Origin of the sequence: Colwellia sp. MB02u-10, assembly GCF_014077185.1 — a bacterium.
In the GTDB taxonomy this organism is placed as follows: domain Bacteria; phylum Pseudomonadota; class Gammaproteobacteria; order Enterobacterales; family Alteromonadaceae; genus Cognaticolwellia.
The window spans coordinates 195,370-209,138 of record NZ_JACGVK010000135.1 but is presented as its reverse complement, the minus strand read 5'-3'; the positions used below and the strand labels follow the sequence as shown (position 1 = coordinate 209,138).

At 38.9% G+C, this 13,769-nt stretch carries 13 protein-coding genes; 10 read left to right on the top strand and 3 right to left on the bottom strand.

The genetic code is table 11. The features are described from left to right. Positions 1–12 precede the first annotated feature (12 nt). The 8 genes from H4J59_RS16735 to H4J59_RS16700 all read left to right on the top strand — a co-directional run bounded on the left by H4J59_RS16735 (position 13) and on the right by H4J59_RS16700 (position 7,469). Complete coding sequence (locus tag H4J59_RS16735) at positions 13–2,106, top strand: TonB-dependent receptor (RefSeq protein WP_182241135.1); 2,094 nt, start codon at positions 13–15, stop codon at positions 2,104–2,106. A gap of 151 nt (positions 2,107–2,257) precedes the next feature. After that, the gene (locus tag H4J59_RS16730) at positions 2,258–2,524 is read left to right on the top strand and encodes a hypothetical protein (protein ID WP_182137891.1); all 267 of its coding nucleotides are present in this window, start codon (positions 2,258–2,260) and stop codon (positions 2,522–2,524) included. Then, complete coding sequence (pnuC, locus tag H4J59_RS16725) at positions 2,524–3,198, top strand: nicotinamide riboside transporter PnuC (RefSeq protein WP_182241134.1); 675 nt, start codon at positions 2,524–2,526, stop codon at positions 3,196–3,198. Before H4J59_RS16730 ends, pnuC begins: the two co-directional genes overlap by 1 nt. 15 nt (positions 3,199–3,213) lie before the next feature. Then, positions 3,214–4,293, top strand: a complete 1,080-nt coding sequence (locus H4J59_RS16720; RefSeq protein ID WP_182241133.1) for a phosphotransferase — start codon at positions 3,214–3,216, stop codon at positions 4,291–4,293. 85 nt (positions 4,294–4,378) lie between these two features. Further along, a complete protein-coding gene (locus H4J59_RS16715) occupies positions 4,379–5,452 on the top strand; it encodes a sensor histidine kinase (RefSeq protein ID WP_182241132.1) in 1,074 nt (357 codons plus the stop codon). Further along, on the top strand, positions 5,449–6,273 hold the full coding sequence (locus H4J59_RS16710; protein ID WP_182241131.1) for a LytTR family DNA-binding domain-containing protein: 825 nt from the start codon (positions 5,449–5,451) through the stop codon (positions 6,271–6,273). The genes H4J59_RS16715 and H4J59_RS16710 overlap by 4 nt, the downstream gene beginning before the upstream one ends. A gap of 145 nt (positions 6,274–6,418) precedes the next feature. Continuing rightward, complete coding sequence (locus H4J59_RS16705) at positions 6,419–6,862, top strand: SirB2 family protein (RefSeq protein ID WP_182241130.1); 444 nt, start codon at positions 6,419–6,421, stop codon at positions 6,860–6,862. Positions 6,863–7,019: 157 nt separating this feature from the next. Continuing rightward, entirely contained in the window at positions 7,020–7,469 is a 450-nt protein-coding gene (locus H4J59_RS16700; protein WP_182241129.1) for an SMI1/KNR4 family protein, read from the top strand. A 348-nt stretch (positions 7,470–7,817) separates the two neighbouring features. Here H4J59_RS16700 and H4J59_RS16695 read toward each other — a convergent pair whose 3' ends face one another. Next, the gene (locus H4J59_RS16695) at positions 7,818–8,513 is read right to left on the bottom strand and encodes a type 1 glutamine amidotransferase domain-containing protein (RefSeq protein ID WP_182241128.1); all 696 of its coding nucleotides are present in this window, start codon (positions 8,511–8,513) and stop codon (positions 7,818–7,820) included. A 498-nt stretch (positions 8,514–9,011) separates the two neighbouring features. Here H4J59_RS16695 and H4J59_RS16690 point away from each other — a divergent pair, with 498 nt between their 5' ends. After that, positions 9,012–9,932, top strand: a complete 921-nt coding sequence (locus H4J59_RS16690; protein ID WP_182241127.1) for a LysR family transcriptional regulator — start codon at positions 9,012–9,014, stop codon at positions 9,930–9,932. Between the two features lie 138 nt (positions 9,933–10,070). On the opposite strand, the gene H4J59_RS16685 is transcribed toward H4J59_RS16690, so the two are convergent. Continuing rightward, a complete protein-coding gene (locus H4J59_RS16685) occupies positions 10,071–11,123 on the bottom strand; it encodes an ATP-dependent 6-phosphofructokinase (RefSeq protein ID WP_182241126.1) in 1,053 nt (350 codons plus the stop codon). A 154-nt stretch (positions 11,124–11,277) separates the two neighbouring features. Here H4J59_RS16685 and H4J59_RS16680 point away from each other — a divergent pair, with 154 nt between their 5' ends. Next, positions 11,278–12,126, top strand: a complete 849-nt coding sequence (locus tag H4J59_RS16680; RefSeq protein ID WP_182184846.1) for a DUF6279 family lipoprotein — start codon at positions 11,278–11,280, stop codon at positions 12,124–12,126. 129 nt (positions 12,127–12,255) lie between these two features. Here the strand turns inward: H4J59_RS16680 and pyk are convergent, their stop codons facing one another. Next, the gene (pyk, locus tag H4J59_RS16675; protein ID WP_182241125.1) at positions 12,256–13,710 is read right to left on the bottom strand and encodes a pyruvate kinase; all 1,455 of its coding nucleotides are present in this window, start codon (positions 13,708–13,710) and stop codon (positions 12,256–12,258) included. Positions 13,711–13,769: the final 59 nt, after the last annotated feature.

Sequence of the window (13,769 nt, the reverse complement as noted above, 5' to 3'; positions counted from 1 at the left end):
TATGAGATCATAATGACATTTACAAAATCACCCATTACTTTAGCTATTTTAACCAGCATTGTGGCTTCTACAACTTTTGCCGCTGACACCCCTATTAACACTGCAGAGCAAACAATAGAAGTTATTACCATAGACGGTGACTTCCGCTCTACGTCACTACAAAAAACCGCCAGTTCTTTATCTGTTATCGCTAGTGATGAAATTAGCGCGCGTAATGCACAGAACCTAGAAGAAATAATTGCCCGTACACCCAATGTTAATTTCTCTAGTGGCACACAACGCGCTAGGTATTATCAAATTCGCGGTATTGGTGAGCGTAGCCAATTCAAAGAACCGATTAACCCTTCTGTGGGTTTAGTGATCGACGGTATAGACTTTTCCAGTATTGGCAGCATAGCGTCAACTTTTGATGTTGAACAAGTTGAAGTTTATCGTGGTCCTCAAGGTACGCGCTTTGGTGCTAATGCTATGGCAGGCATGATCAATATCACTTCCAGTGCGCCTACCGATGTCTTTGAAGGTAAAGTAAGACTATCTGCTGGAAATTATGACAGTTATAGCGCCGGTTTGGTTTTATCCGGTCCAGCCACTGAAAAGGTAAATTACCGTTTAGCGGTTGAACAGTACCGTAGTGATGGTTTTATCGATAATGACTTTTTAAAGCGTGATGACACTAACAACCGTGATGAATTAACCATGCGCGGTAAGTTAGCTATTGCGATAAACAAAGATTTAACCCTTGATATAACTACATTTATTGCTGATTTTGACAACGGTTATGATGCCTTTTCACTGGACAATACACGTCATACCTTATCAGACCAACCCGGTTTTGATCGCCAAGATACCAAAGCGTTAGCGACTAAATTTACCTATCAAGGCGCTAGCGATTTTACGCTCGAGACTATCATCAGCTATGCTGACTCAGCATTAGACTACGGCTATGATGAAGATTGGGCCTATGTGGGTATTCGTCCGGCTTGGGAATATAGCTCAGAAGATCATTATTTTCGTGATAAAACATCAGCAACATTTGAGCTCAGAGCGCTTTCAGAGCAAGGAAGTGAAATTTTCAATGGCAGTACCGCTTGGGTAACAGGCATATACTTCAAGCAAGAAAAAGAAGATTTATTACGTCAATATACCTATTTGTCTAGTGATTTTAGCTCGTCCTTTGATAGCGATAATATTGCGGCATTCATCCAATTTGATAGCCAACTGACTCAGCAACTAAGTCTAACAACTGGTTTAAGGCTAGAGCGGAGAAACGCAGATTATACCGATTCAGAGCAACTTAGTTTTGATCCAAGCGATACCATGGCAGGTGGTAAAGTGGTGTTGTCGTATCAAGCGAATAAAAATAATTTATTCTATGGCTCAGTGAATCGTGGTTACAAGGCCGGAGGTGCCAACACTGAGGGCAGTTTGCCCACTGAGCTTCGTGAGTTCACGGCTGAGTATTTGTGGAATTACGAATTAGGCTATAAAGTCAGTTTATTGGATAATCAAGCCTATGTTCGTAGCGCCGTATTTTACATGGACAGGGATGATATGCAGGTGCGCACGTCATTTTTACAAGAACGTGAAGATGGCAGTACCGACTTTGTTTCATATTTAGGTAATGCGGCAACCGGCACCAATTTAGGCCTTGAAATAGAGGCAGGGTGGCAGATCAGCCCAGAACTTGAAGTTTATGGCGCTGTTGGATTGTTAGATACCCAATACGATGGCTTTATTGATGCTGACGGCAATGATAAATCAGGTGACGAACAAGCACATGCCCCTAGCTACCAATTTAATCTTGGTTTGAATTATCAATTATCAGATCACTTACGGGTGAATATTTCTGTTGACGGTAAAGACGAATTTTTATTCTCTGATAGTCATAACGAAAAATCTGCAGCCATTGAAGTGGTTAATATGTCAATGAGTTATGCAAAAGATGACTGGCAAGTGAAAGTATGGGCGCGTAATTTGTTTGATGAAACTTATGCTACGCGTGGTTTCTATTTTGGCAATGACCCAAGAGACGAATATAGCGCAAAAGCCTATTATCAATTAGCTGAGCCGGCGGTATTTGGTGCAACATTTGATTATAATTTCTAAGAAATATAGGTAAATACTTGTGCTTAGCACACTTGCCTCTATCTGTTAGGTCTTAGCAAATAGTTTACATATCAATGAATGTTGTAGCCTATTAGATAAAGTGTTTAATAGGCTACAACGCGGTACTGGTCAAATAAGAAGAAAGTTATTTATGAAAATATCAATTGAAATTAGTTTATACCCGTTAGCGGAAGAAAAATTTAAAACAGAAATATGGGCGTTTATTAAACGTTTACGCTTAGTTCCAGGGCTCAAGGTAGTGACCAACGGTATGAGTACACAAGTATTTGGCGATTATGACTTAGCCACGGCGCATGTGATGGCAGAAATTAAACATGTACATCAAACGCTAAATGCAGCGGTATTTATTTGCAAATTTATAGGTGGTGATCGCTCTGTTGTAGAAGCCGAAACATAATGGCGAATGCAATCAGTGCATCCAGTGAAATTGTTACTTACTTCACCACCTTGCCCTTATTAGAGTTAATCGCGGTTGTAGCATCATTACTGTATGTGGTTTTAGCGGCAAAAGGTAGTATTTGGTGCTGGCCTGCCGCCATATTAAGTACTGTGTTATATACGGTTATTTTTTATGATGTTTATCTTTGGATGGACAGCGTGCTGCAGTTATATTATTTATTGATGGCTGTGTATGGTTGGTTTTGCTGGCATAAAAATAATCCCTCCAAGACCCATACTGATTCGAACAGGCTTTTGTATAGCCAATGGACCTTACAGCGCCATAGCCTTATTATTGTGCTTTTAACGCTTGTATCGTTAGTTTTAGGTTGGGTAATGGCGACTTATACCCCAGCGCATTTTCCATATCTTGATAGTGCAACCACGGTTTTTGCGGTGTTTGCTACTTATTTAATTACCCAAAAGGTACTAGAGAATTGGTTATATTTTATTGTGATTGATCTAGTATCGATATATCTCTATCTTGAAAAGGGCTTGATCCCAACAGCAGCACTCTTTGGCAGCTTCGTGATCTTAGCGGCTTATGGTTACTGGCAATGGCGCAAACAATATAAACTGCAATTTAACCAAGAGCACAATAACCTGTGCATCAATAACTCTGTTGTAGGATAACTTGTAGGAAGCATTTTGACATTTGATCAAGCAATAATAGACCCGCAGCAACAATCGCTAGCACTAAAATTAAGCCATCTACCTTGTTTTAATTTCAAGGTAGATAATATTAGTGTTATTAATACGGGATTAAGCCAGCCTTGTTTTCAAGTTAACTATGACAATAAAACCTATTTTGCCAAGTATTTAATCGCTAATAGTATAGAACCTTTAGCGAGCCAACTCGCGGCCAGAGCTGGCATTTCTCCTAAGCTAATATATGTTGGACAAAACTGGTTAATTACTGAGTTTATAGCAGGTCAGGGCCTAGATAACGGCCACCAGAGTGAAGAAGAAAAATTAGTCGTCACAATAGCGCTATTGGCGCGCTGTCATAACATTGCTCTGTCGAGTACGAGTAGTAAGAGCGAAAGTAGCGACAGCAATCATCAAAACTTAGCACAAAAAATATCACTAACCGATGATCAACTATCAAAACAGTCTTACTTACCGAGTCTGGATATATCCGCCACTATTGAGCAATTATTACAAAATATAGCATTGAGCTCTACTCAACATCAGGCGCTAAAATTCTTAGTCAATGTCTTTCAACAAAACTTGGCCGAAACTCATAAAATAGTGCAGCACACCAGGCAAGTTTTTTGCCATGGCGACGCTAATTACAGCAATATTATAGCGCTGAAAAATGAGACTAAAAATCCAGAGAATTTATATAAAATAATTGATTTTGAATGTGCATGTATCGGACCCATAGCGTATGACCTTGCTATGCTAATGGCTGTTAATAGCATTGATAGCAGTAAAGTTGAAATGATTACTTCGCGCTATCAGCAAGCATTAACGCGCTTAAATCAGCAACAAAAATTAACAAAAATTATCGATAATTTAACAGAAAATACACATGAAAACAGTAATATCTCGCCACTACTAGTTACGTGTTACTTTGACTTTTCTCTTTTAATCAATGGCTTATGGTATTTATCTCAATATCAGGGGCGTAAGTTAATAAAATACAAAATATTGTCAATAAAGCAATTAATGTTACTGGCAATTAGGCATCCACAGGTAAATAGGCTCTTAGATGAAATGAGATAAGGCGTACAAATCTTAAGATTAGTGGTAGTGCTAGCGTCGCGTGCTTAGCGCATAATTGTACTAACCCCACTTACTGGTGTCTTGTGTGAATTGGAAAGAATTTGTAGAAAATAGAAATCGTTTATTTTGGTCGGTACATACAGCTGGCTGGTGTGGTTTTGCCTTAGTACATTATTTAGGTTCATTACTGCACGATTTACGCGATATTTTTCTGATTATTATCTTATTGAATACCTATGCCGGTTGGTTATTTACGGTTCCGTTAAGGTATATTTATCGTCGTGTTTGGAATTTCACACCGTTAAAAATCGCCATCGTGGTGATATTAACGTCTTATTGTACCGGCGTATTATGGCAAGTGGTAAAAAATATTAATTATTGGGAAATATACAAGCACGGCTATCGCCCTGATTTTTGGCTTTATTACACAAAAAACAGTCTATTATCCTTCTTCATTATTTTAAGTTGGAGTGCTTTATATTTTGGTACTAAATATTATCAAATGCTGCAAAAAGAAAAACAGAATGTATTACGTGCCAATGCGGTTGCCCATCAAGCACAGTTAAAAATGCTGCGTTATCAGCTTAACCCTCACTTTTTGTTTAATACCCTAAACGCGATATCAACGCTAATTTTGGTACAAGAAAACAAAATCGCCAACGGTATGGTCACTAAGTTAAGTGAGTTTTTACGTTACTCGCTGGACAAAGACCCTATGAAGCGAGTAACACTCGACAGTGAGTTGCAAGCCCTAAGGCTTTATTTAGATATTGAAAAAGTACGTTTTGAAGAGCGGTTACAAGTCAGATTTAATGTGGCTAGCGATTGTAATTTGGCCTTAGTGCCGAGCATGATATTGCAACCGTTAGCTGAAAACTCAATAAAACATGCTGTAGCAGTACAAGAGCAAGGCGGCGCAATTAACGTGTCAGTACATCGTTTTGGTAACGATTTACTGATTGAGTTGGCTGATAATGGCCCAGGTGCAGAAATTAACAATGGTAACTTGTTTCGTGAAAATGGTGTGGGTTTGGTCAATACCCGAGAACGATTGCAAGCTTTATATCAGAATGATTTTTCGTTAGTTGTTGCCAACAATGTACCCACTGGTGTTAAAATCAGTATACGAATTCCTTATGAAGTTGGCGGTCGAATATGAGCAAACAGCTCAACACAATAATTGTTGACGATGAACCCCTCGCTAGAAAAGGCTTAGCGGTTCGTCTGCAAGAGCACAAAGACATCAACATTATTGTCCAATGCACTAACGGCAGAGAAGCATTAGAAGCTGTTAGAGCCTATCAACCTGACTTAATATTTCTTGATATTCAAATGCCGGGCTTAAATGGTTTTGAAGTCGTTGAAGCTATTATTGCACAGGGCTTGCATTTACCTATGGTGGTATTTGTTACCGCTTTTGACCAATACGCTATGCAGGCTTTTGAAGTACATGCACAGGATTATCTACTTAAACCCGCTGACGAACAACGTCTTGCTCAAACCTTAGATAAAATACGCCAAAGTATCAGTAGTGAAGTTAATGCCCTTCATAAGTCAAAATTAGTGCGTTTAGTGAGTGACGTTACCGGTAACGATTGTGACAAAATTTTACAAGAGCTAGAAAATAACGAACCGGTCAGTGTGTCGAGTTATTCTGATGTATTAGCGATAAAAGATGCTGGTGAAGTTAGTCGAGTACCGGTAAAAGATATTTTATGGATTGACGCTGCTGGCGATTATATGTGTGTTCATACTGACGATAACACTCATATTCTTCGTAAAACCATGAAACAACTTGAAGCAGTGTTAGACCCTCGACGATTTCTCCGCAGCCACCGCTCTACCATAGTGAATAAAAGTTATATTGATAAGTTTTGCAGCCAGCCCAATGGTGAATACTATTTAGTCATGACAAACGGTAAAGAGTTAAAAGTTAGCCGCAGTTATAAAGAAAAGGTTAAAAAAGCCGTGGTTGCCTAGTGAGCCTCTATTTATTCATAAATCAAGGCTAATGCGTTTGAGTTAATTGAGAAAATTAATATAAGCGTTATGGTGTTGTCCGACTCAAACAAAAGATATACTGCAGGTCTTAGTAATAAATAAAAGCACTTTAGGGATCAACCATATGTACATGATAGTTAAGCACACCCATCTGACTATAATTATGCTTACTTTTATCTTTTTCATGATTAATTTTATCTTAACAATGAAAGGCTCTGATAAGGTCAATAATAAGCTACTGAAGATTGGGCCACATATTTTATATACGCTTTTTGTTTGCACCTTTATTTACCTCGTTGCCGTTAATCCACTTAATTTATATCCCTTTGTTAATGGTTGGGCATCATCAAAATTAGCTGGTTTTGTCATTTATGTACTTTCTATCACTTTGGCGCTTAAGTGGGCAAAGTCTACCTTATGGCGTGTTGTAGGTTTCATTAGTGCTGTGTTTTGGTTAGCCATGACCGCCAGACTAGGTTTTGCTGATCATCTTAAATCCAAAGCTATTAGCGAAGATGCTAATGCTTATATCGAGTTAGGACAATCTATGTTAACAGCGATTTGTTAAGCGCTTTAACGGAACAAGCACCCAGCTAAATAATATAAGCCGCTGTGAATGTTTTATTTAAGATATAACAAGAAACAGTTGGCTTTTTCAGCGGCGATGCTAATTATCAACCAAAATCTACAGCTGTATAATAGTCGTTACTTCTGGAATTTTTTAAATGCACAGTATTGATCTTTTTGTAAAAAATTGGGGCAGCAAACAATCTATGACCCCAATCGATAGCGCTGATATAGCCGAACTTGAACAACGATTAGCGGCTATTCTCCCTAACAGCTATAAATACTTACTATCGAATTATGGCTTGGTGCACACACCGAATGTGTTAAGCAGAATATGTGATTTAGGTGTCGATATATCAGAGGTTCAAGATTTTTTAAGTCTTGAAGACGTATATTCATTATCCAAGTTATATGAAATGAGTGGCATGCCCAAAGGCCATGTTTTGTTTGCCTCTGACTGTAAGGGCAACATGTTTTGCTTCAAACTGAGTGATTGTGAACGTCAGCAGATAGATATACCCGTCTGGTTTTTTGACCATCAATTTCATACAGTGAAAAAAGTATCACCTAGCTTCAGTGAATGGCTAGGAGAGTTCAATAAACTGTAAGAAAACTCATTTCTCCAATAATTTTACTAGGCTAGTTATTGATTTAAGGTTAATAATTACATGCTTGGCATGACGATCCCAGTGAGACTAAGTACCAATGGACTATGGCGATACTCAAGAAGCGAGTTGTCTTTTATCTGCCCGCGCTAATCGTTTGAATATATGGGGCCAGAGTCATGAAAAGGTGACACTATGGCCGGATTAGTAGGTTATCGTTACTTAGGGCTAGATAAGCTGATCAATAGCGGTGACATTACCCGCTTAACCACCCAGAAACTAATAAAAAGACACGAGCTTTACACCCGTGTCTTTAAATTATGCTGCTTTACTTAGTATAAGATTAAGCTGTTAGCTTAATTGCTTGATTAAACGCGTAGCTACTTCGCTTGAACTTGCTGGGTTTTGACCACTGATAATACCGCTATCTTCAACAACGAATGATGCCCAGTCGTCGCCTTTTTGGTAGTTGGCGCCTTGCTTAATTAGCTCGTCTTCCAGTAAAAAAGGTACAATGTCGGTTAATTGCACCGCGTCTTCTTCACTGTTAGTAAAACCTGTTATTTTTTTACCTTGTACGATTGCAGCGCCATTTTTATCTTTAACATTAAGCAATACTGACGTTGAATGACAAACTACAGCTACTGGCTTATTTTGCTCGATAAATGCTGAGATCAAGGCAATTGATTTTTGATTAGTGGTTAAATCCCACATTGGACCGTGACCACCTGGATAAAAAACAGCGGCGTAATCGTTCGCATCAATCAGCTCTAACTTGGTTGTTGTTGCCAATACTGCTTGGTTTGCTTTGTCTTGCTCAAAACGACGCGTGGCATCAGTTTGAAAGTCAGTTTCTGCACTTTTTGGGTCTAATGGCGGTTGTCCACCTAAGGGGGAGGCTAATGTGACATTGAAGCCTGCGTCAATTAATTGATAATAAGGTGAAGCAAACTCTTCTAACCAGAAACCAGTTTTTTCACCTGTGTTACCTAGCTTGTCATGTGAAGTTATTACCATTAATACGTTAGTTGTATTTGTTACAGTCATTTAAATTTTCCTATGCTAGTTAATAAGGCGTTTATTGTTGAAAGTAGTTAATTTCAAAGTAAACTTTCTGTGAGTGCCTATTGATGCACCTGATTGATGTATCAAGTATATGCTTAACTGCTTTTAATACAATGCAGATAAAGTTGACAACATTGTTTTAATTATTGATACAATGTATTGGGCGTAGGCTGTAGCAAGCCGATTAATTAAATGAACAATTAATGGATCAGCTTCAAACCTCAACTTAAAACTTCAACATAGTCAACTTTATGGTGATGCGCAATGACATAGGTAAATATTACTTGATAATATTATCCTACATTGCGCTATTGGCTTATATCCATATAACTATCAATATTGTGGCTTTATTTTGCCCCGTTATCTTTATTAACTATTGGTTAATTATTTTATCTATTGGATACAGTAAAAATAGGCACAGTAAAAAATATTTGTTGAGTAGAATTTTTAATAAGGGTGGCTGTCAATTAAGGGGACTAAGTGGATATTTCTTTTGAGCAATTAAAAAGTATGGTGGTTTTTTCGCATGTGGTCGAGCAAGGCAGTTTTAGCGCGGCCGCAAAACATATTGGGCTTTCTAGAGCGGTAGTGAGCTACCATATTAAAAAACTTGAGACTCAGCTGGGTATTACGCTTTTGAATCGTTCAACGCGATCTATTGCCTTAACGCAAGCAGGTAATGATTATTATCAACGATGCCATATTATTGCTCAGCAGGCTAGCGCAGCTAATCAACAAATTGAAAACGTTAAAAATGAACCTGAGGGCCTACTTAAGATCACCTGTCCGGTTAGTGTTGGTCTGCATACTATTGTGCCGGCATTAGATAAATTTCGTCACATTTACCCGAAAATTGAACTCGACATCATGTTGACAGATGAAGTGGTCAATATTGTCAAAGAAGGGATTGATTTGGCTATTAGAGGAGCACCTTTAGCAGATTCTGGCTTGCAAGCACGAAAGCTTGCTGTGTTAGCAACTTGCCTTTGTGGCTCACCAGACTACTTTGAGCAATATGGTCGCCCCGATAAACCAAGTGAATTAAGCCAACATAATTGGGTTGTTTATAAACTGGCCAGTAATAAGTTAACACTAGAAAAGTCAGGTCGGTCACATACCGTTGATATAAAAGGCACAATAACCACCAATAATGCTACGGCAAGAACGGCTTTTGTTATCGGTGGCCATGGTTTAGGGCGGATCCCAACCTATGATGCTTGGCCAAAAATTAAAGCAGGGCGTTTGCAAACGGTATTAGACGATTACCAGCTTAAAGCCATTGACGTTTATGGGGTATTTCCGCCAGGGGCTGCCAAGTCAAAAAAATTGCGACTTTTAATTGATTTTCTCGAACAGTTTTTTGATCAACAACAAGCAAGATTGCTCATCAAAGACCGTTAAGTAAAATCTTAAAGTTTACTCAAAAAATTTTGGTTCAGTAAATAGCCTCATAAAATACACTTAAATAATGAAAGCTAAGCCAACTTTAATGACTTAACAAGACTAAAAAATACTCAACAAATATAAATAAAACAAGAGCTAACAAAGACGTTGCGCGGTTAACGCTAAAATATTTTCCTGTGCTTGTATTAAACTCTCACTAACCCCTTGTTGGTGCATAATGGCTGTTTTTAAGGCCACCGTAGCCACAGTATTATTCTGTTCTGCAATCATGATATTTGATTTTCCAGCTATGATGGCTTGTACAGCACCCACCCCCAATTTGGTTGCTAAAATTCGATCTTTGGCAACCGGTGAGCCACCCCGTTGAATATGGCCAAGAATACAGGCAGTGCAATCGATATGTGCTATGGCTTGTAGCTGTTGAGCTAACACAGAGGCACCTCCTTGCCATACATTTTCAGCAATGACAATAATATAGCTGGCATGTCTATTGGCTTGAGCGAGTTTTATTTCTTGCGCTAATGTGAGTAGTTTTTCTTGCTCACCCGTTGTTTGATTATTATGGGCAAAATTTTCAAATGAAATAACTTGTTCAGCGGCACAAGCAATACCGACATTAAAAGTAATATGACCACTATGACGTCCCATTAATTCAACTATAAAAATACGCTCAAATGCTTCTGCCGTATCGCGAATTTTATCTATTGCTTCTATAGCGGTATTGATAGCGGTTGAAAAACCTATAGTAAAATCGCTACCGTCAATATCGTTATCAATGGTGGCAGGAATACCAATAACTTGACCAGACCACTCCTGTTGCAAGGCGATTGAGCCAGCGAATGAGCCATCACCACCAATAACAATTAAGGCGTCAATTTTTTCTTTTAACAGAGTGCTTGCTGCTTGCGCTATACCTAAAGGTGTTTTCATCGCGGGGCAGCGCGCACTTTTTAAAATAGTACCGCCTTTTTGAATAATATTTGCGACGTCTTTAACGCCAAGTGGCACTGACATATCGTCAATCAAGCCGTTAAAACCGGCATAAAAACCCATCACTGCTATTTGGTAATGCTGTGCGGCAATCACAATAGCTCTAATAGCAGCATTCATACCTGGTGCGTCGCCACCGCTGGTTAAAATAGCGATTCTTTTAACCGTTTTGATCTTATTTGTATTACTAGTAGGCATAGTTTTACTCTCGTTTTAAATGTCCGAGGAATGTATTTCAAATTAGCAGTGATTTACCTTAAGGTAAAATAGTTTTTCATTAAGGCGCGCATAGTTTACTCTAGGTCAATAACTGGGCTTAATTCATGGCTATAAGTTGTACGAGAAATATTAAATGAAGAAAATAAAACTAATACTAATTTGGCTATTAATGGCTGTGTTCTTATCCGGCTGTAGTTTCCGTTTTGTCTATAACCATCTAGATTGGTGGACTCATTGGTATCTTGATGACTATGTCACGCTAACTGAGCAACAACAGCAACGCTTCGATGATGAGTTTGAACAATTGCATTTATGGCATCGCACCACACAATTACCCGCTTATGTGCAGCAGCTTAAAGCCCTTAAAATTTCGATTAACGATCAAATAAATGAGCAGGACATCGCGGCTAACTTTGTACAATTTACTGAGCATTGGCAAAACTTTTTAATTGCCACAGAGCCTAAATTACAGCCGTTGGTTGTTAGTTTGTCAACCGAGCAAACACAGCAATTGTTACAAGCACTACAAGCGGCTCATCAAGAGAGGCTTGATGATGATGAAGCTTTGTCTGAGCAGGAATGGTTAGAAGAACGCACGGACCAGCAAAAGGAGCAACTTAAAGACTGGTTTGGTAAGTTAAGCCCTGAGCAAAAATCGCAAGTCACATTGCTGGGCAAAGGCTTTCAGCGCTCATTTGAACCGCGTATGCTTTACCGACAACGTTGGACCCAGCAGTTTGCTGACTTATTAAATGGCAACTTACCAGACCATCAATTTAAATTGGAGTTTTACAGTTTATTTGTTAATGGTCGTAGTTTACGAGATGAAAAATTTAATGCCATGACTAGCAATAACAATCAGGTGTTCACTAACATTTTTCTTTATATGGTGACAACGGCAACTAATAAGCAGCGTAAACGCCTCAACAAAAAAATTGATAAAATACTGGGTGATTTAGCGTATCTAATTAATGATGATTAATGTGTTGGGTGCTTAAACACTGAAGATAATAGCGCTATAAAAAACAAAAAAATAGGTAGCTTTTAGCTACCTATTTTTAGTTAACTACCGTGCACCACGGTAAGTCATGTTAACCGTTATAAAACGATATTAAGCAAAGTGGCTTTTAGTTAAGGTTAGCACTTTTAAGGTGTTAGTTGCCCCAACAGTTTCCATTACATCGCCGTGCGTTAAGATCACTTTATCGCCAACAACCAGTTCAGAACCTTTAACCACGGTAGACAATACATCTTCTGCCATTTTTTCAGCATTGTCAGCATCTGTAGAGTCAAAAGAAACTGGATAAACACCACGATAAATCGCTGTTTTAGTTAAGGTTTTAGCATGACGTGATAACGAATAAATCGGTAAGCCAGAAGAAATTCGTGACATAATTTTTGTGGTATGACCCGATTCAGTTAATGCGATGATGGCTTTAACACCGACTAAATGATTAGCTGCGTACATAGCCGACATCGCAATGGTTTCAGACACTTCAGTAAAGGTCGTTTCCACGCGATGCTTTGAGGTAGTTACTGATCTTTCTTTCTCTGCGCCGATACAAACACTCGCCATGGCTTTTACCGTTTCAATCGGGTATTTACCTGCAGCGGTTTCAGCAGAAAGCATAACTGCATCTGTGCCATCAAGCACGGCATTAGCAACATCCATCACTTCAGCACGTGTAGGCATAGGTTGCTCAATCATGGTTTCCATCATTTGCGTTGCCGTGATAACTACGCGGTTTAACTGGCGGCTACGGAGAATAATATGTTTTTGCTTACCCACTAAGGCCGCATCGCCAATTTCAACACCTAAATCACCACGGGCAACCATAACAACATCAGACGCTAGAATGATTCCGTCTAACACTTTGTCATCATTTACCGCTTCAGCACGTTCAATTTTCGACACTAAACGAGCGTCACAACCGGCTTCTTGTGCCAATAAACGCGCTTCGCGCATATCAGCGGCGTCACGTGGAAAAGATACCGCAAGAAAATCAACGTTAATTTTAGCTGCTAGTTTAATATCTTCTTTGTCTTTATCAGTAAGGGCAGGAGCAGTAAGACCACCGCCTTGACGGTTAATACCTTTGTTGTTTGATAATGGACCACCAACAGTAACTTCAGTAAAAACTGACTCTCCTTTGGTTTCAAGTACGCGTAACTGTACACGGCCATCGTCGAGTAACAAAATATCACCTGGCACTACATCTTGAGGAAGTTTTTTGTAATCAATACCCACTTTCTCTTGGCAACCTTCGCCTTTGGCTAATGAGGCGTCTAATTCGAATTTTTCACCAATAACTAGTTGTATAGGGCCATTTTTAAATGTTGAAACTCGAATTTTAGGTCCCTGTAAGTCGCCTAATATACCGACATAAATGCCTAGCTCTTTCGATAATTCACGTACTGTATTTGCGCGGTCGATATGATCTTGTGCAATACCGTGAGAGAAATTCAATCTAACAACGTTTACACCTGCAGCAAGTACTTCTTTTAATACGGCTCTATCATCAGTTGCTGGACCTAAGGTCGCGACAATTTTGGTTCTTCTAGGCATGGTAATCCTTAAATTTATATAATATTTTGTGTATTTATCAACGATTGGCTATGCACCAA